The 24,385-nt window shown below is 56.6% G+C and carries 20 protein-coding genes; 7 read left to right on the forward strand and 13 right to left on the reverse strand.

Going from position 1 to position 24,385, the window contains the following annotated elements; all coding sequences use genetic code 11:
- Positions 1 to 10: 10 nt before the first annotated feature.
- Positions 11 to 295, forward strand: coding sequence for a hypothetical protein (locus QEP11_RS15770; protein ID WP_284337599.1), 285 nt, complete (start codon positions 11 to 13; stop codon positions 293 to 295).
- Positions 296 to 355: 60 nt separating this feature from the next.
- Here QEP11_RS15770 and rssA read toward each other — a convergent pair whose 3' ends face one another.
- The 6 genes from rssA to QEP11_RS15800 all read right to left on the reverse strand — a co-directional run bounded on the left by rssA (position 356) and on the right by QEP11_RS15800 (position 12,598).
- Positions 356 to 1,333: a patatin-like phospholipase RssA gene (gene rssA, locus QEP11_RS15775; RefSeq protein WP_284337600.1), complete on the reverse strand. Its 978-nt coding sequence runs from the start codon at positions 1,331 to 1,333 to the stop codon at positions 356 to 358.
- Complete coding sequence (gene ligA / locus QEP11_RS15780) at positions 1,334 to 3,436, reverse strand: NAD-dependent DNA ligase LigA (protein WP_284337601.1); 2,103 nt, start codon at positions 3,434 to 3,436, stop codon at positions 1,334 to 1,336. It abuts the gene before it with no gap.
- A 17-nt stretch (positions 3,437 to 3,453) separates the two neighbouring features.
- Positions 3,454 to 4,647 carry a cell division protein FtsZ gene (locus tag QEP11_RS15785; protein WP_284337602.1) on the reverse strand — a complete coding sequence of 398 codons (1,194 nt, stop codon included), beginning with the start codon at positions 4,645 to 4,647 and terminating at the stop codon, positions 3,454 to 3,456.
- 27 nt (positions 4,648 to 4,674) lie between these two features.
- Positions 4,675 to 8,199 carry a chromosome segregation protein SMC gene (gene smc, locus QEP11_RS15790; RefSeq protein ID WP_284337603.1) on the reverse strand — a complete coding sequence of 1,175 codons (3,525 nt, stop codon included), beginning with the start codon at positions 8,197 to 8,199 and terminating at the stop codon, positions 4,675 to 4,677.
- Between the two features lie 152 nt (positions 8,200 to 8,351).
- Positions 8,352 to 11,561, reverse strand: coding sequence for a bifunctional diguanylate cyclase/phosphodiesterase (locus QEP11_RS15795; RefSeq protein ID WP_284337604.1), 3,210 nt, complete (start codon positions 11,559 to 11,561; stop codon positions 8,352 to 8,354).
- A gap of 137 nt (positions 11,562 to 11,698) precedes the next feature.
- Entirely contained in the window at positions 11,699 to 12,598 is a 900-nt protein-coding gene (locus QEP11_RS15800; RefSeq protein WP_284337605.1) for a LysR family transcriptional regulator, read from the reverse strand.
- Between the two features lie 113 nt (positions 12,599 to 12,711).
- On the opposite strand from QEP11_RS15800, the gene QEP11_RS15805 reads away from it, so the two are divergent.
- From QEP11_RS15805 to mmsB, 6 genes are all read left to right on the forward strand, one after another.
- Positions 12,712 to 14,235 (forward strand): CoA-acylating methylmalonate-semialdehyde dehydrogenase, encoded by a 1,524-nt coding sequence (locus QEP11_RS15805; RefSeq protein ID WP_284337606.1) that lies wholly within the window; start codon positions 12,712 to 12,714, stop codon positions 14,233 to 14,235.
- A 72-nt stretch (positions 14,236 to 14,307) separates the two neighbouring features.
- Complete coding sequence (locus QEP11_RS15810) at positions 14,308 to 14,715, forward strand: lysozyme inhibitor LprI family protein (protein ID WP_284337607.1); 408 nt, start codon at positions 14,308 to 14,310, stop codon at positions 14,713 to 14,715.
- A 44-nt stretch (positions 14,716 to 14,759) separates the two neighbouring features.
- Positions 14,760 to 15,926, forward strand: a complete 1,167-nt coding sequence (locus QEP11_RS15815; RefSeq protein ID WP_284337608.1) for an acyl-CoA dehydrogenase family protein — start codon at positions 14,760 to 14,762, stop codon at positions 15,924 to 15,926.
- A gap of 88 nt (positions 15,927 to 16,014) precedes the next feature.
- Positions 16,015 to 16,404: a TfoX/Sxy family protein gene (locus tag QEP11_RS15820; protein ID WP_284337609.1), complete on the forward strand. Its 390-nt coding sequence runs from the start codon at positions 16,015 to 16,017 to the stop codon at positions 16,402 to 16,404.
- Positions 16,405 to 16,410: 6 nt separating this feature from the next.
- Positions 16,411 to 16,812 (forward strand): DUF488 domain-containing protein, encoded by a 402-nt coding sequence (locus QEP11_RS15825; protein ID WP_284337610.1) that lies wholly within the window; start codon positions 16,411 to 16,413, stop codon positions 16,810 to 16,812.
- A gap of 4 nt (positions 16,813 to 16,816) precedes the next feature.
- Positions 16,817 to 17,800 (forward strand): 3-hydroxyisobutyrate dehydrogenase, encoded by a 984-nt coding sequence (gene mmsB / locus QEP11_RS15830; RefSeq protein WP_413788743.1) that lies wholly within the window; start codon positions 16,817 to 16,819, stop codon positions 17,798 to 17,800.
- Between the two features lie 130 nt (positions 17,801 to 17,930).
- On the opposite strand, the gene QEP11_RS15835 is transcribed toward mmsB, so the two are convergent.
- The 7 genes from QEP11_RS15835 to mnmH form a co-directional block, all read right to left on the reverse strand.
- Positions 17,931 to 18,971 (reverse strand): endonuclease/exonuclease/phosphatase family protein, encoded by a 1,041-nt coding sequence (locus QEP11_RS15835; protein ID WP_284337612.1) that lies wholly within the window; start codon positions 18,969 to 18,971, stop codon positions 17,931 to 17,933.
- A gap of 16 nt (positions 18,972 to 18,987) precedes the next feature.
- On the reverse strand, positions 18,988 to 19,497 hold the full coding sequence (locus QEP11_RS15840; RefSeq protein ID WP_284337613.1) for a retropepsin-like aspartic protease family protein: 510 nt from the start codon (positions 19,495 to 19,497) through the stop codon (positions 18,988 to 18,990).
- 14 nt (positions 19,498 to 19,511) lie between these two features.
- Positions 19,512 to 20,399: a pirin family protein gene (locus QEP11_RS15845; protein WP_284337614.1), complete on the reverse strand. Its 888-nt coding sequence runs from the start codon at positions 20,397 to 20,399 to the stop codon at positions 19,512 to 19,514.
- A gap of 123 nt (positions 20,400 to 20,522) precedes the next feature.
- Positions 20,523 to 21,710 (reverse strand): zinc ribbon domain-containing protein, encoded by a 1,188-nt coding sequence (locus QEP11_RS15850; RefSeq protein WP_284337615.1) that lies wholly within the window; start codon positions 21,708 to 21,710, stop codon positions 20,523 to 20,525.
- A gap of 82 nt (positions 21,711 to 21,792) precedes the next feature.
- Positions 21,793 to 22,440: a hypothetical protein gene (locus QEP11_RS15855; protein ID WP_284337616.1), complete on the reverse strand. Its 648-nt coding sequence runs from the start codon at positions 22,438 to 22,440 to the stop codon at positions 21,793 to 21,795.
- Positions 22,441 to 22,496: 56 nt separating this feature from the next.
- Positions 22,497 to 23,063, reverse strand: coding sequence for a zinc ribbon domain-containing protein (locus QEP11_RS15860; RefSeq protein ID WP_284337617.1), 567 nt, complete (start codon positions 23,061 to 23,063; stop codon positions 22,497 to 22,499).
- A 176-nt stretch (positions 23,064 to 23,239) separates the two neighbouring features.
- The gene (gene mnmH / locus QEP11_RS15865) at positions 23,240 to 24,283 is read right to left on the reverse strand and encodes a tRNA 2-selenouridine(34) synthase MnmH (protein WP_284337618.1); all 1,044 of its coding nucleotides are present in this window, start codon (positions 24,281 to 24,283) and stop codon (positions 23,240 to 23,242) included.
- Between the last annotated feature and the right edge of the window lie 102 nt (positions 24,284 to 24,385).

Genomic DNA, 24,385 nt, shown 5'->3' on the forward strand with positions numbered 1-24,385 from the left:
ATTTGTCAGCATGAGCATCGTCGTCTTTTATTTGCACAACATCGCCCCCCAAGACCAGCCTCCTGCCTGGCAAGCACATTGCCAGGCCTACAACGATCAAGCCATGAGCGAAGCATTGGCACAGTGCCAAACGCTGCGTGCAGATCCTCGCAATGCGCATGTCTGCATCTCATCGGAGTTGCGCGAGATGGTGGGCATCATGGGCGTGTCTGCCGTGGAGAATGGCCGGACACCAGATGGTGAAGTGTACGAATGGAGCAAAGCAGGTCGCGCTGGTGCAGCACGCCGCCGCTAAAAAACGCCCCCTCTCCCCAAGCCAGCACATTGGCTGCACTTCGGCAACAGCCCGCAAGTTTTACTTCTCTGATTCCACGGCCTTCCAGCCAAAATGCTGCAAATTGGGTAAAGCAGCCTGCGCGGCCGCATAGCCTTGCTCCATCGCTTCATTGGCGCGATGGAAATCCAGCAGACCCAGATGAGAAAGCCGAGGCGCAATCACCAACTCCGGCGGATCGCCTGCCATGCGACTGCGCGTGATGCGCATTTGCATGATATTCACGCTGGTCATCACCACATCCAGCAAAGAGGGGATTTGCACGGCATCTGCCCCGGCAGATGCTGAAGCGCTGCTGGCACTGGGCATCCAGCTACGCAAACCACTTTGCAGGCGGCTGATCCAGGCCGCACTTTGGGCCTCTACCACTTGGGGCGGTTGCGCATCGCCTGCGGCCTCCGTGGCTACCACACCCAGCGGTCGCATATGACGCTGGAGCAAATCAGCATTCAGGTCCACGGCAATCACAATGTCAGCCCCCATGGCACGCGCAAGCGTGGAAGGCACGGGATTGACCAGCCCCCCATCCACCAGCAATCGCCCCTCATGCACCACGGGTGTGAACAGCCCTGGTAACGCAATGGACGCACGCACAGCCTTGGCTATGGAGCCGTGGCGCAGCCAGACTTCTGCCCCTGAATGCAAATCTGTAGCCACCGCAGCAAATGGCATGGCCGCATTTTCAATATCGAAGTCGGCAAAATTGCGTCGCCAGAAATCAATCAGCTTCTCCCCCTTGAGCATGCCGCCAGACAGATTGAAGTCCATGAAGCCGAACACATCGCGCATGCCCAGGCTTTGCACCCATTGTGCAAAACGATCCAGCTCACCGGCCGCGTAGGCTGCACCAACCAGGGCACCAATGGAAGCGCCGCAAACCACATCGGGTTTCACGCAGGCATCTTCCAGAGCCTTCAGCACACCAATGTGCGCCCATCCGCGCGCCGAACCACTGCCCAGCGCCAAACCAATCTTCGGAGTGCGCCGGGTCAGTGCCATTTACAGCTCCTCGCCCTTGAGCAAAGCCAGCAACCCAGCCTCGTCCAGTACCGGCACTCCCAACTCCTGAGCCTTGGTGAGTTTGCTGCCTGCCTCAGCACCGGCCACCACATAACTGGTCTTCTTGCTGACGGAGCCACTGACTTTGGCCCCTGCAGCTTCCAGCAGCTCCTTGGCTGTATCGCGCCCCATGGTCGGCAAGGTGCCAGTCAACACCACTGTTTTTCCGGCCAGAATCTGAGGGGATTTCTCTGCAGGCGGCCCTTCCTGCCAGTGCACGCCACAAGCACGCAATTGCTCAACGACCTCCCGGTTGTGGGGCTGGGCAAAAAAGGTGTGAATGCTTTCTGCCACGACAGGCCCTACATCACGCACCTCCAGCAACTGCTCCGTACTGGCGTTCATGATGGCATCCAGCAAGCCGAAGTGGCGCGCCAGATCTTTGGCCGTGGCCTCACCCACATGGCGAATGCCCAAGCCAAACAAGAAACGGTTGAGCGTGGTGGATTTTGACTTTTCCAGCGCATCCAGCACGTTTTGTGCAGATTTTTCCGCCATGCGATCCAGTGACGCCAAACCCGACAGACCCAGACGATACAAGTCAGGCAAAGTGCGCACCACACCACTATCGACCAGCTGATCGACCAGCTTGCTGCCCAGGCCCTCAATGTCCATGGCACGGCGTGCAGCAAAGTGCAGCAGCGCCTCTTTGCGCTGAGCAGGACAGAACAAGCCGCCCGAGCAACGATGGTTGGCCTCCCCTGGCTCTCGCACAACATCAGAGCCACAAATAGGACACTTGCTTGGCATCTGAAAATTCTGCACATAGGCAGGACGCTCACCCGGAACCCTGCCCACCACCTCAGGAATCACATCTCCGGCACGCCGCACAATGACCGTGTCACCCACTCTCACACGCTTTTTGCGGATTTCAAAGAGGTTGTGCAGCGTGGCATTGGTAACCGTCACACCGCCTACGCTGACGGGTGCCAGTCGCGCTACAGGCGTGAGCTTGCCAGTACGGCCCACCTGAATATCAATCCCTTCCATCAAGGTAGCCATTTCTTCGGCGGGATATTTATGCGCAACAGCCCAGCGTGGCTCACGTGTGACAAAACCAAGCTGGCGCTGCAAGGCCAGGCTGTTGACTTTGTAGACCACGCCATCAATCTCATATGGCAGCGTGGCACGCTCGGCACCCAATTGCGCATGAAATTCCACCAGTTCTGCAGCGCCATAGGCAATGCGCACTTGCTCGGCCACAGGGAATCCCCATGCTTTTAGCTGTTGCAGCATCGCGTAATGTGTAATAAAAACTGGCCCCCCCTGCTCTGGCGGCGTGACCTCTCCCACCCCATACGCAAAGAATGACAGTGGCCGCTGCATGGCAATATGTGAATCCAGCTGGCGCACCGACCCGGCAGCCGCATTGCGCGGGTTGGCAAACAGCTTGCCTCCGACAGTCTCCTGTCGCTCATTGAGCTTGAGGAAGTCGGCACGGCGCATATACACCTCGCCACGCACTTCCAATACTGCAGGCACATTGTCAGCCTTGAGCACCAGAGGAATCTGTCGAATTGTGCGGATATTGTGGGTGACATCCTCCCCCACTTCACCATCACCGCGCGTGACCGCGTGCACCAGCATGCCGTGCTCATAACGCAGGTTCATGGCCAAGCCATCAAACTTGGGCTCAGCCACATACTCAACGGCAGGAGCGCCATCATTGAGCTCAAGCTCACGACGGATACGTGCATCAAATGCTTCTGCTCCAGAGGCCTCATTGTCGGTTTCTGTGCGAATCGACAGCATGGGCACCGCGTGGCGCACGGGCGTCAAGCCATCAAGCACTGCCCCAATCACACGCTGAGTCGGAGAATCAGGAGTGATCAGTGTCGGGTATGCACCTTCCAGTGCCTGCAACTGCTGAAAGACCTTGTCGTACTCACCATCGGGCACCGTGGGCGTATCGAGCACATAGTACTCATGCGCCCACTGCTGCAACTGAGCACGCAAAGCTTCCACCTTGCGCACAACCGCCTGCGGCACAGCAGCAGGCGGTATAGGCGAAGCATCGCCAAAAAGGTCCAAATTCTCGCTCATGCGTATTCAACAAGCAATCAGTTGAACAGGCGACGCGCCAGCACGGAGCCAGCCGACAGCTCACGGCTGTCGAGCTTGTCGTAGAGCTTTTCCAAATCGGCAGCAATGGGATCAAGCACCTGCGGCAGCAGCTGGTAGCCGTTTTGATCGCACAAAGCGCCATCCATGCCTTCACACAGCACCTGCACCACTTCACGCAAACGCGTGAAGGGCTCTTCTTCACGAGGCACTTGTGGCACATCCAGGGTCAGCCACACTTCGTGCACGGCTGTCTGATCCAGGTTGTCTGCCTGCGCTGCCTGACCGTCGTAGACCAGGGTCAGCAAAGGCGCATGACCTGCCACGTTGGAAGGCAATTGCATGCGCCCTGGCATGGGCGCTGGCACAAAGCCTGCACCCATCGCATGTTGTTCGATATAGCCAGGGCTCCATGCTGCGCGGCGTGGGCGCAACACAAAGCTCAACTGGGCGTCGTGTTCACTGGCAAACTGATCCAGCTCCCGGGCTCGCCCCACCTCGTGCAACATATCGGGCAGGTCCACTGCAGCGTTGAGCGCATCTCCAAAGGACTGCACCTTGGCCGCGAACTCAGAGAATTCGATTTCATTCAGTGCACCGAGGCGATTCGCCAGTTGCACACCAGCCTGAAATGCCGAGTAACGCTGGCCTGCACGCACAGTCTCCCACTCGCCCGAGGCTGCATTCAAACCTTCAATACGGAATGGCTTGCTGCCCGCACGACGTGTGGTTGGCAGCACCGCCAACGCTGCATCGCCCGTAATCTGGCCTTCAACGCGGATCGGTGCAATTGCATCAATCAATCCGTCCAGCGCGAGTTTGCGGTCAGCGTTTTGCTGAGCAGTACGCACGACAGGCTCCACCGCAGCCACCCCATCTTCACCCACAGGCTGCACTTGTGCTGCAGGTGCAGTATTGAGCACATCATCAGCCGCAACGCCGTGTTGCTCATGGTCTTGCGCAGGTGCTGCATCCAGCAGCGGATCAACCAAAGCAGTATTGGCATGCACAGGCATATTGGTGACATCAACACCATCCAGTGCAGGGTCAAAGCGCGAATGGTTCTCTGCAAAACGCGTATCCGCATCTGCCCGCTTTGGAGCATTGCGGCGATGCGTCCAAGTGTTGTAGGCCACGATCAGACCCAGCAGGATCACACCCACCACGGCCAGACTGATTTGAAGGGTACTCATGGAGTTGCTCGGTTCCGTTATCCATACTTAAGTGTGCGCCATAGACAGGGCAGATTCCATGTCCACGGCCACGATGCGAGAAACACCTTGCTCCTGCATCGTCACACCAATTAATTGTTGTGCCATTTCCATGGCAATTTTGTTGTGGCTGATGAACAGGAACTGGGTTCCCTTACTCATGCTGGCCACAAGTTTGGCATAGCGCTCGGTATTGGCGTCGTCCAAGGGGGCATCCACCTCATCAAGCAGACAGAAAGGCGCTGGATTGAGTTGGAAGATGGCAAACACCAGGGCGATGGCCGTCAGTGCTTTTTCACCACCCGAGAGCAAATGAATCGTCTGGTTCTTTTTACCAGGAGGTTGCGCCATCACCTGTACGCCGGAATCCAAAATTTCATCGCCAGTGATGATGAGCTTGGCCTGTCCACCGCCAAAAAGCTCGGGGAACATGCGCCCAAAATGCTCGTTGACAGTATTGAATGTGCCTGAGAGCAGTTCACGCGTTTCGTTGTCGATTTTCTTGATCGCGTTTTCCAGCGTGCTCATTGCCTCGGTCAAATCTGCCATCTGGGCATCCAGGAAGGTCTTGCGCTCCTTGGCCAGTTGCAGCTCTTCCAGTGCGGCAAGATTCACCGCACCCAGCGCTGCAATCTCGCGGTGCAAGCGATCAATCTCGCTTTGCAAACCATGCAGTTTCACGTTGCCTTCGAGAATGGATTGGGCCACTGCAGCCAGATCTGCGCCCGCTTCGGTCAACTGCTGCTCGTATTGGGCGCTACCCAACGAGGCCGCCTGTTCCTTGAGCTGGAACTCTGTGATGCGAGCGCGCATGGGGTCCAGCGCGCGCTCAATCTGCACACGGCGATCATCGCTGGCACGCAGCTTGTTGGTCAGATCTTCGTATTCACTGCGTGCTGCCGCCACGGCCTGCTCGCGCTCCATTTTCAGCGCCAACGCATCTTGCAAGCCACCCTGGGCAGCAGCATCGTTCAAACGCCCCTGCTCGGCCTGCGCACGGTCGCGCTCTTCCAGCAAGGCCTTGGTTTGCTGCTCTGCGGTTTCCAGCGTCCGCTGCAGCTCGGCCTGCCGTGCCTGCATGCTGCGCTGACTGAAGGTAGCCTCCTGGGCTCGCCGCTCCAGGGTACGCAGCTGCTCACGGCTTTCAGCCAACCTGCGCTCGGCCTCTATCACCTTTTCATCCAGCTGGGCGTGCAGCTCCTGGCTGTCGGCCAACTGCATATCCAGCTCCTCAAAACGCGCTTCCGCAGCCACCGCACGCTCTTGCAAATCGTCCAGCACTGTCTGTACTTCAGCCACATCGGCCTCAATTTGTGCAGTTCGTGCACGCGCTTGCTCGGCTTGCTGTGTCAGGCGCAACATGTCCACCTGCAGCTCATGCGCAGACTGTTTGGCTTCTGTAGCTTCACGGCGTGCGGTCACCAGACGCTGTGAAGCATCTGCATACGCAGCTTCAGCCTTGACCAAGGCTGTGCGCGCATCTTCGCTGATCATCGCCTGGGCGCGCAACTCTTTTTCCAGATGTTCAATTTCCTGGGCGCGTGCAAGCAATCCTGACTGCTCGGAGTCTTGCGCATAAAAGCTCACGCTGTGCGCTGTCACTGCATGGCCTGTAGGAACATAGATAGTGTCCCCTGCCTGGAGCTGGCTGCGGTGATTCAGCGCCTCATCCAGTGTTTGTGCGGTGTAGCAGCCTGCCAGCCATTCGCTCAGCAAGGCTTTCAAACCAATATCTGACACGCGTAGCAAATCAGCGATCAAAGGCAGTCCATTGCTCCGCAATTGGATGGCCGCATCGGGCTTGGAATAGAAAGCCAGGCGTGCAGGCGGCGCATCCTTGGCTCCTGCGCCCAAAAAGCCCCGCACCATGTCCAGACGACTGATCTCCAGCGCACCCATGCGTTCGCGCAAGGCTGCTTCCAAAGCGTTTTCCCAGCCAGCTTCCACGGCAATCCTGGTCCATAAACCCTGCAGGCTTTCCAGCCCATGCTGTGCCAACCACGGCTGCAGCTTGCCATCGGTCTTGACCTTTTCTTGCAGCGCTTTAAGCGCTTCCATACGCGCGGCCAGCTCGGCCTGCCTTGCAGTCTCTGCATTCAAGGATTGCTGACGGGTACGGCGCTCGTCATCGAGCTGCGGCACGCTGTCTTGCAGTTCAGCCAAGGCTGCTTCAGCCATTTCGGCCATTTCAGCGGCGTCTTCGTATTGCGCCGTGATTTGCTGCAGGCGTGCTTCATCCGGCGTGGTCAAGGCATTGCGATCATTGCGCAAGCGTTCCAGACGGCTTTCGTGCTGACGATTTTGCTCGTTGATGCTGCGCTGCTCTGCAGCCAGAACCTGAATTTGTTGCTGCACCTGCACCACCTGCTGGCGCTGTTCGTTGGCCTTGTTCTGAGTGGCCCGCAATGCATCTTCCAGATCCGGCAAACGCAGGCTTTGTTCTTCCAGCTGCGCGGCCAGCATCTCCGCCAGCTCTTCCGCATCCATGCCATTGGCCGCCAGACTTTCCAGCTCCAGCTGCGCGTCTTCCTTGCGCTGCGCCCACTGGGTTATTTGCTCGGCCAGTTGCTGCATGCGCTGTTCGACGCGCTGACGGCCTTCCACCACGTAGCGGATTTCTGCTTCCAGCTTGCCAACTTCAGCCGTAGCTTCGTAGAGACGGCCTTGTGCCTGGTTAACCTTGTCACCGGCTTCGTAATGCGCTTGGCGTACAGCTTCAAGATCCGCCTCAATATGACGAATCTCCGCCATGCGGCTTTCCAGGTCGTTGACGGCTTGCAAGCCTTCTTGGCGAATCTTGGCCAAATCGCCTTCAGCGTCCTGCTTCTTCAAAAACCACAGCTGGTGTTGCTTGAGCATGACACTGCTTTGCAGGGCGTTGTACTGCGCAGCCACCTCAGCCTGCTTCTCGAGCTTGTCAAGGTTGGCATTGAGCTCGCGCAAAATATCTTCGACGCGCGTGAGGTTCTCGCGGGTGTCTCCCAGACGATTTTCCGTTTCGCGGCGGCGTTCTTTGTACTTGGAAACCCCTGCAGCCTCTTCCAGAAACAGGCGCAACTCTTCGGGACGCGACTCGATGATGCGGCTGATGGTGCCCTGACCAATGATGGCGTAGGCGCGTGGCCCCAAGCCCGTGCCGAGGAACACATCCTGCACGTCACGCCGACGCACAGGCTGGTTATTGATGAAGTAGGAGCTGTTGCCATCACGTGTCAGCACGCGTTTGACAGCAATTTCCGTGAACTGCCCCCATTGCCCTCCGGCGCGGTGATCGCTGTTGTCAAACACCAATTCCACGCTGGATCGACTGGCTGGCTTGCGGTGCGTTGTGCCGTTGAAGATCACGTCCTGCATGCTCTCGCCGCGCAACTCGCTGGCCTTGCTTTCACCCAGCACCCAACGCACTGCATCCATGATGTTGGACTTGCCGCAACCATTGGGGCCCACCACACCTACCAGCTGCCCTGGCAGCAGAAAGTTGGTAGGTTCAGCAAAAGACTTGAAGCCAGAAAGCTTGATGGAGTTAAGGCGCACGGAAGATCAGACGCTGAAGCAAACAAAGCAATGAGAATGACCTGCGATGATAACGCGCGCCGTTACAACTACCTGCGAGCGCATTTCACGAACTTTGTAACAAAAAGGGATATGCCATCTACTTTCTTGACATCCAAGCTCCCAATCTAGCGTTAAGCAGACTGATTTGCCACTGCGGAAGCACCATGAAGTTCAGATACCACATCAGCTTGCGTCTTAACGGTGCGGGAGCCTCCATATTCACGGACCCAGACCTCGAATTTGTCAACGGGCTGCGGACGACTGAATAAAAATCCTTGCCAATAGCTACAACCATTGGCGGCGAGAAAGCACCGCTGCTCCTCGGTCTCGACACCCTCCGCAATCACCTGCAACCCCAAGCTGGTGCCCAGCGCAATGATGGAACACGCAATAGCGGCATCGTTCAAACTGGTGTCAACTTCACGCACAAAACTCTGATCGATCTTGAGCTTGTCCAGCGGCAAACGTTTGAGATAGCTCAGGGATGAGTAGCCCGTACCAAAATCATCGAGCGAGAAGATCACACCCATTGTCTTGAGCTGCACCATTTTTCGAATGGTGTCCTCCACATCCGTCAGCAGCATTCCCTCTGTCAACTCCAGCTCCAACAGACTGGCCTTGGCACCGGTCACTTCCAGCGCTTGCCGCACCTGCTCCACAAAGCCGGGTTGGTAAAACTGGCGTGGACTTACATTGACCGACATGGTCAGCGTGGACAGCAAAGGATCCTGTGCCCAATGCGCCAGCTGACGACAAGCTGCATAGAGCACCCATTCTCCCAAAGGCAAAATCAAGCCCGAGTCTTCTGCAGCAGGGACAAACACGGACGGAGTAATAAAACCCTTGACGGGGTGGTGCCAGCGCAGCAATGCCTCTGCACCCACCACTTTGTCGCTTTGCACCTGTGGCTGAAAAAACAGGTCAAACTCATGACGCTCCAAAGCCAGACGCAGATCTTTTTCCATTTCCACGCGTGCGCTGACCGCTTTTTGCATGCTGGGATCAAAGAACTGAAGAGTGTCACGCCCTGCAGACTTGGCCTGATAAAGCGCCAGATCTGCGCGTTTGAGCAGCTCTTCCACCGTGTCACTTGCACTGCCCAGCACCACAGCCCCCATGCTGACGGTGACGTGAAAGTCCTGCCCACTCAAATAGAAGGGAGTGCGCAAGGCTTGCAAGATCGCACAGCCCACCTGCTCGGTACAGCGCCCTGCCTCCAGCGGATCCACAGGCAAGTCTTCGAGCACCACGGCAAACTCGTCGCCCCCCTGGCGGGCCAGGGTATGCCTCCCGGCAATGCAACTGCTCAGGCGTGTTGCAACCAAACGCAGCAAGGCATCGCCATGATCGTGGCCCAGTGTTTCATTGAGTGACTTGAAGTTGTCAATATCAAGCAGCAGCAAAGCCCCCTTGTTGCCATTGCCGAGCTGGCTGCGCACCAGAGCTTCACTGAGCCGGTCAAGCAGCAAACGCCGATTGGGCAGTTGGGTGAGCATGTCGTAATAACCGAGCCAACGGATTTCGGCCTCTGCTGCCTTGCGCTGGCTTACATCCACAAAGCTCAGCAGGATGCGGCCGCCCAAAAACCGCCCAGACACCTCCATACTCAACTCTTGACCATCCTTGCGACGCAGCAGGTATTCCATCGCGGGCATGTTCACACCGTTGGGCACGACCTCGCAACGCCCAGCATTCAATCGCTGAAGCAAGGCAGTATGTTGCTGCATGTCCACGCACAGATGACGCCACATGCTTGACTCATCAGACAGATCGCTGAGTGCCCAGCCTGTCATGGCTTCAAACTGGTGGTTCACGAACTCGATATCACCCACCGGCCCGACCACCACCAGCCCCACCGGCATGTAACGCAGCATTTCACTGGAATAAGCTTCGCGCGCCTGCAATTGCACCTGCATCAAGCGATGCTCGGTCACATCCAGCAGCAATGCGATATGTCGCCCAAGGGGCTTGCCATCCGCATTCCGCAGGGGAGAAACCCACAATTCGACCCAAATGGTGCTGCCATCCTTTCGCACCATACGGGTGGTGGTCGTAAAGTGTTGCGATCGCCCTTCGGACAGCTGGCGCTCCAGCAGCAGACAATCCTGACGGTCATCAGGATGAATCACGTCATAGATATCCATACTCTCCAACGCTTCCCAGTTGAAGCCGACAATGTCTGAGAAGCGCGTGTTGGCACTGATGTAGCGACTGTTTTTTGCCTCAATTTCGGCGACACCAATTGCAGACTGGTTGAACAACGCCTTGAGTCTGTCGGTGCGCTCGCGCAGCAAATTATGTTTCGCTTTGGAGCGGGTTTGTGCGCGCTGCCGTTGCAGTGACAACAGCAGCACCACAGCAGCCAGTAGCATGGTTGCCGCCAGCGTGCTTGCTCCGATAGTGGCTGGAAATGAGCGCTCTATCTGAGACAGCATGGAATGACTGGCCATGAAATCCAGAGTCCACTGTCGCCCCATGAAGGACATCTGCCTTTGAGCGTATGCCAGAGACTGCGGCTCTGCAGACCAGCCCTGTGATTCATAAACAGTCAGGCTGCGGGAAGCAGGATCACTGGATTGATCCTGAATTGACAGCAAGGTATGCGGCAACATGCCACGTGAGCGCAGCAGCTCAATCAGTGAATCAACCCGCACACTGATACTAAGCACACCGTCCAGCAAGTGATGCTCTGCTTCACCACCTCTTAATGGAACACCGATCAATACCCCTGCACCCCCGATTCCATCCAGCGCATGCGGCTCACTCATCAGCGCTTGAGCCTGCGTATTCACTTGAAATTGCTCAATCTGGGCCTGAAGTTGCGGCTGCTGCTGTGCATCCAGCCCCTTGAGCACTTGTCTCGCAGCAAATGGCCAGACCTCATCCACTATGTAATAGCTGGATTGTTTCAAAGGAACAACTGGCATTGCGCTTTCATCCACACGCAACGCACTTGGAACCTCGTTGAGCAATTTGGCACGGTAAGCCGCATACTCCTGTGCGTCCATTCGCCGCATCAGCATCAACGCCTCCATTCCTGCATAGCGCGTGCCACGCTCTTGCATCAGGCCGAGAGATTTGAACACCTTATCTGCAGCAGCCGGAGTCGCCTCCAGCAAGGGACGTAAGCCCTGCACGTAGTCCGAGTAGACAAACAGCCGCTGCTCCAGCGCTATTGCAAACAGTTTGGCTTGCTGCTCCAGGCGCTCCTGCACCGTCTGCACCTGACGCTGCTCCAGGGCATGCCACAGGCCCAGGCTCAGAGTACTTCCAACTGCAAAGACAGCTACTGCCGGCCACCAGATTTGCAACTGCTGTTGAAGCTTGTAGCGGAATTTCATAGGGGAGGCAGAAAAGTTCAAAAATTGCCGTTTATCCGACAAGCAACTGCTAACAAAGATTACCTGCCCCCTAGCATAACCGCGCAAACGAGCCCAAAAATCCAACATAAAGACAAAATAAACGCTCTAATCCTTGGTTAAATTGGCCTGAGCGCAGCTTGGTGCTCGGCCACAATCTGCTTGATGAGGCGCCAAACTGTCTGAATCCGTAGCAAGCCTTTGGCTTCTTCGGGCATCGACATCCAAAAGGTACGCTCAAATTTGGCCGTCTCTGGCAACACCCGCTGCAACAGCGGATCGCGATCCGCCAAAAAGGCGGGCAATACCGCCAGCCCTGCCCCGGCACGCACCGCCTCATATTGCGCGGCAATGCTTGTACTGCGAAAAACGTAATGCAATGGTTTGTGCAATTGCGCCAGCAACTGCAACTCCTTGGTGAACAGCAAATCATCCACATAGTCGATGAAATGGTGATGCCGTAAATCCTCGCTACCGCGCACCAACGGCTTGTGCGCCAAATACTGTCGCTCGCCATACAGATAGAGGTGGTAGTCAGCCAGCTTACTCACCACAACCGTTCCGCGCTTGGGCCGCTCCAGGGAAATCACAATATCTGCTTCACGCCGCGACAAATGCATCAAGCGTGGCAAAGCCAACAAATCCACAGACAGCTTGGGGTGCTGCTGTGACAGCATCGCCAAAGGCGCTGCCAGCAATTGGCCACCCAGGCCCTCCGTGACACCCACACGAACCAAACCCGCCACCGCGGCAGTCTCTGCCGTTACCTGCTGTGTCAGATGTTCCATGCCACGAGCCGCTTTCTCCATGGCTTGGGCAACTGACAGTAGCTGCCGTCCGGCTTCATTGAGTTTGTGTCCTGACACTTCACGTACAAACAACGGATAACCCAACTGCTGCTCCAGCGCCTGGATACGCCGCGCCACCGTTGTGTGCTCAACCTCCAGGGCACGTGCAGCCCCCGCCAAAGTGCCAGTTTGTGCCAGAGCTGCAAAAAAACGTAGGTGATCCCAGTCCATACACAACAGTGTGCCTGTGCTTTTTTGCAAAGCCAACGTGCGTAAACGCGTATTGCCTTAGCAGTTTTGCACACCTAGGATGTTGGATACAGCTATACACAAGGAGACCAACCATGAATGCCCCTGCGGACAACCAAGTGCTTGCACCCACTGTCAAGCTACTCATCAACGGTGAGTTTGTTGAATCAAAAACCACGCAGTGGCGCAACGTCGTCAACCCAGCGACCCAGGAAGTCCTGGCCCGTGTGCCATTTGCGACTCCTGATGAGATCAATCTGGCTGTCAGCAACGCCAAAGAAGCATTCAAAAGCTGGAAGAAAACCCCCATTGGCACACGTGCCCGCATCTTCCTCAAGTTGCAGCAGCTCATCCGTGAGAACATGAAGGAGCTAGCCGCCCTGCTCACTGCGGAGCAAGGAAAAACTCTGCCAGATGCCGAAGGAGATGTCTTCCGAGGGCTGGAAGTGGTTGAACATGCGGCCAACATCGGCACGCTGCAGCTCGGGGAGCTGGCCAACAACGTGGCCAACGGCGTGGATACCTATACGCTGAACCAGCCCTTGGGGGTGTGTGCGGGCATCACCCCCTTCAACTTTCCGGCCATGATTCCACTCTGGATGTTCCCCATGGCCATTGCCACAGGCAACACCTTTGTGCTCAAGCCTTCTGAGCAGGATCCGATGGTGACCATGCGCCTGTGCGAGCTGGCCCTGGAAGCCGGCGTGCCTCCAGGGGTGCTCAACGTGGTGCATGGTGGCGAAGATGTTGTCAACGCCATTTGCGATCACCCAGACATCAAGGCCATCAGCTTCGTGGGCTCCACCAAAGTTGGCACCCATGTCTACAACAGGGCCAGCCTCAATGGCAAGCGCGTGCAGTGCATGATGGGCGCAAAAAACCATGCCATTGTGCTGCCAGACGCAAACAAAGAGCAATCGCTCAACGCTTTGGCAGGCGCAGCCTTCGGCGCCGCAGGCCAACGCTGTATGGCGCTCTCCGTAGTTGTGCTGGTGGGAGAAGCGCAAAAATGGATCCCCGACCTTGTTGCCAAGGCGCAGACACTCAAGGTCAATGCAGGCACTGAAGCTGGTACCGATGTGGGCCCACTGGTTTCTTGCGCAGCACTTTCGCGCGTGGAAGGCCTGATTGAACGCGGTGTGGCCGAAGGCGCTGTGCTGGAGCTCGATGGCCGCAGACCCCAGGTTGCCGGTTACGAAAAAGGCAACTTTGTCGGTCCCACCATATTTAGTGGCGTCAAGCCCGGCATGAGCATTTACGACCAGGAAATCTTTGGCCCTGTGCTGTGCATCGTGGCTGCCGACGATATCGATCAGGCCATCGACTTCATCAATGCCAACCCCAATGGCAACGGCACGGCCATCTTCACGCAATCCGGTGCAGCGGCCCGCAAGTTCCAGGAAGAAATCGATGTGGGTCAGGTTGGCATCAATGTACCCATCCCTGTGCCCGTTCCGCTGTTCTCGTTCACAGGCAGCCGCGCTTCCAAGCTGGGCGATTTGGGCCCTTACGGCAAGCAAGTGGTCATGTTCTATACCCAGACCAAGACGGTGACTGCTCGCTGGTTTGACGACAGCACCACAAGCCACGGCGTGAACACCACCATCAGTCTGAAATGACGCGCCTGTGCCAAGGCTGATGCAGCCAGCAACGCCGGGCACTGCGCATGGGGTTCTGGGAAGATATGACCCATGAAATACCGTATCTCTCCCTGGATTTGCTGCGCCACCCTGGCAGCAAGTTTATTGATTGCTGCAAAGGCGCAAGCGCAGGCAGGTGCTGTTTGTGATCCACAGAGCAGCAACATCAGCAGCTCCAATGCATGTGCCGTGCAGCGCTTTCAGCAAGCAGACACCGCGCAAAACATCCTCTACGGCGACGTGATGCGTGCCTTGTCTGCCCATGAACGCCCGGCCTTGCGCAAAGACCAAGCCGCGTGGAGCCGCCAACGCATGCAGCGCTGCAAAGCCCAGCATGCCAGCGATGAAGGCCGTGCCGACTGGCCCCAGCGCCTGCACGACTGCCTCACGCAGGCAACTGAACTGCGCCGCCAAGCACTGATGCACTGGCTGCACCAAGAACGAGCACCGGATTCTTGATCCGTTGCTCACTCGGTTCATGAAAACAACAAGGAGACAACGCCATGGACTTTGAACTCAGCGAAGACCAACGCGCTTATGCCGAGACAGCCCGCCAGTTCGCGCAAGATGAGCTGGCCCCCCATGCTGCGCAGTGGGATGAGCAAGCCAGCTTCCCTCGCGAAGCCATTGCCAAAGCCGGAGAACTTGGTTTTTGTGGCCTCTATGCGCCTGAAAACGCAGGTGGGCTGGCGTTGCCGCGCCTTGATGCCACCTTGGTGTTTGAGGAACTGGCCGCCGTAGACCCCAGCACCACAGCCTTTATCACCATTCACAATATGGCTACCTGGATGCTGGGCACCTGGGCCACTGACACCGTTCGCACCGAATGGGGCGAGTTGCTGTGCAGCGGGCAAAAACTGGCCAGCTACGCCTTGACGGAGCCCGGTGCAGGCTCGGATGCAGCCTCTTTGAAGACCCGCGCCGAACGCGTGGGCAATGAATACATCATCAACGGTGCCAAAGCCTTTATCAGCGGTGCAGGCAGCACCGATGTGCTGGTGCTCATGGCGCGAACCGGCGGTGCTGACTCAGGTGCCTCCGGCATCAGTGCCTTTGCTGTACCAGCCAACGCCGAAGGCATCAGCTACGGGAAAAAAGAAGCAAAAATGGGCTGGAACAGCCAGCCCACCCGGGTGATCAACTTCGATAACGTGCACATTCCCGCACAGAACCTGCTGGGCCGCGAAGGAGAAGGCTTCAAGATTGCCATGAAGGGCCTGGACGGCGGGCGCATCAACATCGCCACCTGCTCTGTGGGTGCGGCCCAAGGTGCGCTCACGCAGGCTCAGCAATATCTGCAGGAACGCAAGCAGTTTGGCAAAACCCTTGCCAGCTTCCAGGCGCTGCAATTCAAGCTGGCCGATATGGCCACCGAACTGGTGGCGGCCCGCCAGATGGTCCGCCTGGCCGCTAGCAAACTTGATGCTGGCGCACGCGATGCATCCACTTACTGCGCCATGGCCAAGCGCTTTGCCACCGACGTCGGATTTACAGTGTGCAACGAAGCATTGCAGATGCATGGCGGCTATGGCTATCTGCGCGACTTTCCGCTGGAGCGCCTGCTACGTGACGCACGCGTGCACCAGATTCTGGAAGGCACCAACGAAATCATGCGCGTCATCATTGCACGCCGCATGCTCGAAGGCGATGCACCGTCCGCAATTCGCTAAACCAACATCTATAAATAAAAGTACATTTACCAACGAAAGTCTGCGTTCGCCAGCTCAAACTTCCCTACACCAACACTTTGTTGCCAGCATGCCCTCCCAACCTCTGTCCGATGAAACACTGCATCTGATTGATGCAGTGCGTCATGCACTGGCCCACTGCAATGACGTGGAGGAGCGCACACTGTTTGGCAGCTACTGCTTTTTTGTAGACGGCAAACTGTGTATCGGCGTCAAGGCTGATGAACTGCTGGTACGTTTGCCTCCCGGTGAACATATGACCATTGTGGAGCAGGCTGGCGTGCGCGAACTTGACCCGCGCGGTGGCATGAAAGGTTACTTCTGGATAACCCCTGATGGCTACGCCACGCGCGCGCAGTGGGAGCACTGGATTGCGGAGGCCCTGGCCTACAACCCGCAGGCCAAGGCCAGTCCCCGACGTCAACGCAAAACGCGCACCAGCGTGTTTGAGGAGGATTGAGAGCCCATGTCTATCCACATTGTTCAGCTGGGAAGCCCTCGCCTGCCAAGCGAAGGCCTGCGCATTGGCACGGTACGCAGGCCGCCCCGAGGCGTTCCCAAATCAGAATTTGCCTGCCGTAATTATTTCGATGTCTGGTACCCCGAGCTTGCGCCCAGCCCGGAGGTGATGGCCCCAGGCCAAGCTGCCCAGCACAGCGCTGAGACTCAAGACTGGCAAAAATTTCACAAAGCTTTCCGCAAAGAAATGGCCTCGCCACCCGCCAGCAGGACGCTGGATATGCTGGCGGCCCTCTCGCACCACACTCAATTTTCCATTGGGTGCTATTGCGCTGAGGAAACGCTATGCCATCGCAGCATTTTGCGCAAGCTTCTGCAAGAACGTGGAGCGGACGTCCGCTGCGCGTAACCCCATGCTCAACTGCCAGCAGCGCTGCTACGGCTGGCACACCGCACTTTTCACCTTCAAAGCCTTGCAACACAACCACAGGAGACACAGCATGAGCACAATCGCATTCATTGGGCTGGGCAATATGGGAGCACCCATGGCCATCAATTTGCAAAAAGCCGGATATCAGGTACGCGCTTTCGACCTATCCAAGGACGCCGTCAACAAGGTCGTGGCCCAAGGGGGCATTGCGGCACTGAGTGCACAAGATGCCGTGCAAGGCGCCAAAGTAGTGATCAGCATGCTACCCGCCAGCCAGCATGTGGAAGCTCTGTATCTAGGCAAAGACGGAGCACCCGGACTGCTGGCCAGCATTGCGCCCGGCACCCTTGTGATCGACAGCTCAACCATTGCTGCCGCCAGCAGCCAAAAAGTGGCCAAGGCTGCAGATGCAGCCGGTATTGACTTTATCGATGCCCCTGTTTCGGGTGGTACCGGAGGCGCCATTGCCGGCACCTTGACCTTTATGGTAGGCGCCACCACATCTCAATTGGAACGTGCCACACCCTTTCTGGAGAAAATGGGTGCCAACATCTTTCATGCTGGCAAGGTGGGGGCTGGGCAAACTGCCAAAATCTGCAACAACATGCTGCTGGGAATTTTGATGATTGGCACCAGCGAGGCCATTGCGCTCGGCGTAGCGAATGGCCTGGACCCCAAGGTACTTTCCGAAATCATGCGCCGCAGCTCGGGCGGAAACTGGGCACTGGAAAAGTACAACCCCTTTCCAGGCGTGCATGAAGCAGCGCCTGCAAGCAAAGGCTATACCGGCGGCTTCGGCACCGACTTGATGCTCAAGGACCTGGGCCTGGCTCAAGAGAATGCGGTGTCCGTCAAGGCCAGCACGCCATTGGGAGGTTTGGCACGCGCCATTTATGCGCAGCACAGCATCGCAGGCAGCGGTGCACTGGACTTCTCGAGCATCATTCAACCCATGATGAAGTCCTGAGGCCAGGTTCAGGGAGGACTGCCTGCTTGGCAACAAGCTCTGGCATACCTCCCGCCTTCGTCCTAACAACAGCATCCAGTGCTTGTTGCACGACGCTTGTTGACAAGAGGTGCAGCAAGCCATGAAGTCCTCACGGGACCGCTACCATGGAAAGCTGAACGATGACTGGCCGATGGTCTGAGCCGACATCTGGCCCCCGCCTGCGTTCACGCACGACCCACCCATTGCTTATCAAAATGTGATCCAGTGGCAGCATGGAAAACCAACCACCCCAATTGGGCCACGTTGGAGCAATGCCCGAAGCACGCTGTACATAAGGAGCAATGGCGCGCATGCTTGCACTCCAAGGTGTGGCATTCAAATCGCCCACGATAATTCCATAGGGTTGCAAACTCGCTTCAACAGCAGCTTCATGCAAACGATGTGCCTCATCCTGCGCAGCTGAAGCACTGATCGGCGGCATGCTATGCAAGCTCTGCAGTGCAATCTCTTGGCCCTGCCAATGCAGGCGTACATGCAGTTTTGGCGTGTTCACCGGGTCAGGCTGCCATATGCTGCCGGTGATAGGTATGCGTGCAAGAATCGCCTGCCCAAAAGGCCCCTCTTGCGGGTGCAAGCGACGCTCAGGATACAGCGTGTCAAGCCATGTGCCCTGGGCATGAAGCGCTTGCGCATGAAACGGCGTGAATTCATGCAAGACGATGACGTCTGGAGCCTCTTTACTCGCCAGCCAGGCCCATAGCCGATGAAGATTCTGGTTGTCCAAATGCAGGTTCAGGCTGGCCACTCGCAAGCTTGCGTCTGCCACACCATCACCAACTCGCTCCAGAGGAGCTGCAGGCAACTGTAAAAACCACGCCACCACAATACACCCTAGCGGCACAAGCGTGAGCTTGCGCCCCAACAGCCATGCCAGCATGCCCGCGGGGACTCCAATGAGCAAGACAAGCCATTGCCAGTGCACAGCAAGCCCTAGCAACCATGCCAACTGCGGAGTGGCATGCAACACTTGCTGCATCCATGGGGCAAATGCTGAAATCAGCGCAGCCACAAAGGCCATCCAGCACAGCACGGTCACACGAGTTCGCACACGACTGCGCCACCGTTCAACGAAGCTCAACGCTAGCGTCTCACGCGCCCCCGTGTTCGCTGATGAAGATGCGTCAAACATAAGTGTTATTTTCCGTTTACCGCCTTGGATGCAGTTCCAGCGTGTCATTGCGCATCAAAACATCGAAATTTCGCAAGAAGTTCTGACCCAGCAGTGCATCTTGCGCACTGCTGCCGGTATAGCCTGTGCCGACCGTCAAATTGCGCGCCTGAAACGGCCCCACTTCGATGCTTTGCGCGCGCACCAAACGGCCAGTGCGTGTCCCATTGGCCGTGCGAAACTGCACTTTCTCCCCACCCTCCAGCCCCGCTTGCTCAGCCAGCTCATCGGTCACGGAAATGGATGTAGCGCCGGTGTCCACCATGAAGCGAACAAAATGACCATTCACGCTGCCGTCCACATAAAAATGACCATCCCGGTTGCGCTGTAACTGAAGACTGCCGTCGGCTGTCACCATGGACGCTGCTGGCTGCAAATAGCGGTCCATGGCTACATACATCAGGCCAAGCGCCACGATCCAGAATACGGCCATTCCCGTATGCATGCGCCACAAAGCATTGCGCGCAGCCTTGCCCGATGTTTTCACAACCCTGCTCCCTCTTACGGCAATGACGGTGCCTTCAAACGGCGCGCTTCACCTCCCACTACATTACCGAAGCGCGCATCTTCCGCTTCCCACTGCTCGCGATACGCACGAATAGATGGCAGATCCTGACCCAGAAAATTCCACCAGATGGTGACCTTGTCTGTAAAAGGTTCTCCGCCTATGACCAGCAACCTCGTACCTGGGTCCAAGTGCACATCCACCCCCCGCCCACCTGGGGACAGATACGCCAGCTCATCCTGCACAAAAGTCTCGCCCTCCAATGTGAAGCCGCCCGTTAGCGCGATCAGACCATATTCAAACTTTGTGTCCATCTGCAGTTTCACCTTCGAAGGAAGATCATTGGGGGCTAGCACCTCCAGGCCCAGCAATGGGCTGAACAACTGCGTGGGCGCCGTCCTGGCACCGTAATGCCCCGCCACCAAAGACCAGGAGCACCCCTGTTCACTCCACTGCGGCACTTGCGGATAGTGGGCAAATGCCGGAGCCTGGTCTGCCACGGCATCCGGTAAGGCAATCCACAACTGCGCGGCATGCAAACGCTCACCTGGGCGCAGCGAATCTTCAGTGTGCGAAATACCGTAGCCTGCCGTCATCAAATTAACCTGCCCGGGACGCACCACCTGCTCGGAACCCAAGCTGTCACGGTGCATGATTTCACCTTCGATCATCCACGTGAATGTTTGCAAACGCGTATGCGGATGTGCCCCCACATGCATGCCGTCTTCTGCAGAAAAAGCAATCGGCCCAAGGTGGTCCAGAAAACACCAGGCTCCAATCATGCGCCGCTGCTTGGTAGGCAGTGCGCGAGCTATCTCCATGCCCTCCCCCAAACTTCCCTTGCGGGCAGCGATTCGTTCAATCTGAAATGGTGTAGCGCTCATCGTGACTCCTTGAACAAGCTGCAATGCTGCCTTTGTACCACTTGCATGCCATTTGAAGTCTTCTCGTGCTCAAGCTCTCGTTTGATGTGCGCGAAAACCAGAGAGCCGCTTCAAAGCATGAAATCAGTTCGAGAGCTTGTGCCCGCACTCGCCGCAAAATAAATCTGTCGCCTGCACTGCTTGATGGCATGCAGGACATTGCAAATCTCGTGCTTCAGAAGTCGTCGGTGCTGACTCCACCTCGGAAGGTTGACTTGAGCTATTCGCTGCCTTGACGTTGGCCGTGCGCTCTGCGGCAGCCTGTTTTGCACGCTCTGCAGCAGCAACCGCACTGTCTTTGGCCTCTTTGGCGCGTTGCTTCAACCCCTCCATCATGGAGCCCAGGCCTTGCGAGGCGTGAGAAGCATCCACACCATCCTGAGCCTGCAGGTAGAGCAGATTCACGCCCATCAGCCAAACTTGCATCAACAAGGCTACAACAGCCACCAACAACACGGTGGTGCCAGCCGCAATCCCAGACATACCGCCTGCGCTGAGGTTGCCCAGCATGGCCATTGGGTTCATATACACGCCAGCACTGCCATATTCATATGAGCCAAAGGGAGAGATGACGGAGGCCGCAATCGTGCTCATGATGCTCAATGCTGGCAGAAGGCCCGTCAAAATCAAGGCCATCACCACACCCACAACCACGTACAGCACGATCAGCATCAAAACGACATGAACCAGCCGCTTTTGAGCAATAGCCAGCAAGCTGGCAATAGCGTCTCTAAAACTCAACCCTGACCACACTGCAGGGGAGAACAGAGGAATCACCACGCAAGCTACCGCAACGAACGCAAAAGCGCAGACAAGTACCAAGGCAGGGTGAATAAAAAAAGCCAGCAAAGCCCCTAAATACGGAATCTTGCACAGCCAGTACAGAAATGATGCCAGCAGTGCAAAAGTGGCCCATGCCACCACCAGACACAACGCAAAAAGCAGGAACTTCGAAATGCACTGCATGCCAAACATGACTGCATCCCCAAAAGAGCGCACGGGCAGGTTTCTGGCCTTGTCCATGAGCATCACGCCGACAGCGGAGCCTCCTGCAAAAAACACCACCAGGGCCAGCAGCCCAATCAGCCCAGCCAGCAAGACGCCCACCACTCCGCCCACTGAAAACATGCTCACACCTGCGACTGCCCCCAGTCCCACTGCAAACAAAATGCTTAAAAAGCCCATCAACAAGGGGCGCCACTGCGTCAACCCTTCAGCAGCACGCGCCAGTTCAGCAAATTGGATTCCGCTGGATACTTTGGTATCAATCATTATTGTTCCTCCCCGTCGTTGTGGATAGCAACATCTCAAGCGCCTCCCTGCTCTCGATGCTGCTTGTCAGAAGCCAACTTTCTCAGAGCTCGCCGCGTACTTCTCCCGCCTGGATCACATAGCGCTCAAGTCCCTGCGGAGTTGATGTTTGCGCGACCTTGCGCACATGCACCGGATTACCGTCTTTGGTTTTGAGTACAGCACCAGCGGGGTTAGCGCGCCCCGCTTGCACATCTGAAGGGTTTTGATAGACAGTCACAGAAGCGGTGCCACGGTTATCCGCCAGGGTGTTGGCCAGGTCCATGAAGGTGTTGAAAGCCGCCAAGTGCTCTGCCTTACCTTTAGCCGCCAGAGGAATACGCAACTCCACGGTATCCAGTGTCCGGATGGTGCGAGCCTCTTTGGTTTTGCTGTCTCTGATGGCCACGTTCAGCAAAGTAAGCTCGCCTGCTGTTGCGCGGTGGGGTGCAGGCAATTTGGTGCTTTGCGCTACTGCCTGAGCTTGAGCAGCCCGGGCCGCGGAGATCTCGTCGTCAAACACTTTTTGTACATGTGCCCAGCGCTCCGCCGTGGGAGACGATACCGAGCCACCCGGGCTACAGCCTTGGGTTTGCTGCCCCAAAATACGCGCAAGGCTGCACTGAATGGAGGTACTGCTTCCTCCGGTGGTCGTGCAACCGCTCAATAGCACAGCAATAAGCGCCACTCCAGACAGTCTCCGTATACGCATTGTTTCCTTTCTAGCCTATGGCTTTGTCACAAGGATTTCAATTTGAGGCACTGAAATCAATAGATAGCGCTGCGATCTGTTTGCTGCACTTCAGGGCTATTGGAAATTCTTGGGTTGATCACTTCGCCATTTTTCTGCGTCTGCGGAGCAATTTCAGTCACATCATTTTCAGAATCTGGTACAGCGCTGTTGTGCAAAACTTCGGGCACTGCCTCATTCACTACTGGTGTGGCCGGATTGCCAGACATTTCAGGTTCTTGATTCTGTGCAGAAATAGCACGATTCACATCCTCGGCCACCCCTGCATCATTCGACAAGATAGCTGAAGAATCTCCCCCGGAACGAGAAAGTGCAGACTCCTTGAAGGGGTTGGCACTTTTCATGGCATACCAAGTTGCGACGCACAAAACCATCACCAGCAGAGCAAAAAGTGCAACAACTTTGGGCCACCATCGTTTACTCGACTGTTCTATGGATTCGCGATGTGCCACGAACCCAAGCCTTTTCACCTCTTGCCTCTTTGCACCACCGGACTCATCACCACCGGCCACCTTGGCCCAGCCGCATCGGACACAAAACTTTGTTCTTTCAGCCAATTCATGAGAGCAGTTTGGACAGTTCATATTTCAGCAGTATTTATTGGCATGCGCACATTTCACATGCCTATGGCGCAGCAATATACAAGAGCCCTCCGAAATAATGAAAAGACGCCGAACACAGTCGGCGTCAACTTCGTAACAAAAGTCTATTCAAGGGCTGCAGCTTCACAAACATCATCAAGGTGTAGCCCATCGTCAAATTAAATAGCCAGTTTTGCGGCCAGTGTCTCAATCGCAGACTCGTGCAGTGCAGTGGCCTCAACAGTCCTACGCTGTGGCCATTGCGAAAAATGCTTGGTTTGAGAGCGCTCGTACTGGGGGTCATAGTGCAAGCGCATCAGCTCTTCAAACAAAGCGGGCAAATTCCCTTCGCGTGCCCATGCCTGCCAACGGGCAATTGTTTCATTGCCTTGAATTTCCTTCATAAAGCCCAGGCGCTCGCAGAGCTTGTCCACATGCTCGCCAAGATAGGCATAGTCCCTGAGCAGATATTCCAGCCGCGCATCGGGCGTCGCCTTGATCTCGAACACTTCTGCCTGGCGCATGTGCTGCACCAGCAAAAGTGGCAATGAGACTCTGCCAATCTTGGGACTTTCGCCTTCAATGTAGACAGGTTGACTGAGATCCAAAGTCTGCAATTGCTCGGCCAACAAGGTGTCAAAGTGCTTTTGACTAGGCTGCTCAACCCCTGGCAAGGAGCCCAGCAGCGACCCCTTGTGACGCGCGAGACCTTCCAGGTCAATGACTTGCATACCCTGTGCTTTGAGTGCCAGCAAGACACGCGTTTTGGCACTGCCGGTTGCTCCGCACAGCACTCGCAGCTTCAACTGCGGAACTGTGGCATCTATTTGCGACACCACATGCTGGCGGAACGCTTTGTACCCCCCTGCCAGTTGTTGGGCATCCCAGCCCACCAAGCGCAGCCACGTCACCATGGAGCCACTGCGCAACCCTCCTCGCCAGCAATACACCAAGGGCTTCCAGTTGGCTGGCTTGTCCGAAAACGTTTCCTGGAGGTGTCTGGCAAGGTTGGCAGCAACCATCGCAGCCCCCAGGCGCTTGGCCTCAAAAGGACTGACCTGTTTATAGATGGTGCCAATGGTGACACGCTCCTCGTTACTCAGCACAGGGCAGTTGATGGCTCCGGGAATATGGTCTAACTCAAATTCAGCAGGAGTTCGCGCATCAATGATGGTGCTGTATTGATTAATTTCAGTGACGCGAACGGGTTGGCGATGGGACATCTCAATTTCTAACAGTGCTAGGCGGGCGCTCTGGCTCGACAAACGCAGCCACAGCAAAAAGTGCGGCCAACAGAACAAGGATGGTCGAGCCTCGACACGCCT

It is taken from the genome of Comamonas halotolerans (genome assembly GCF_030162935.1).
GTDB classification, from domain to species: Bacteria; Pseudomonadota; Gammaproteobacteria; order Burkholderiales; family Burkholderiaceae_C; genus Comamonas; species Comamonas halotolerans.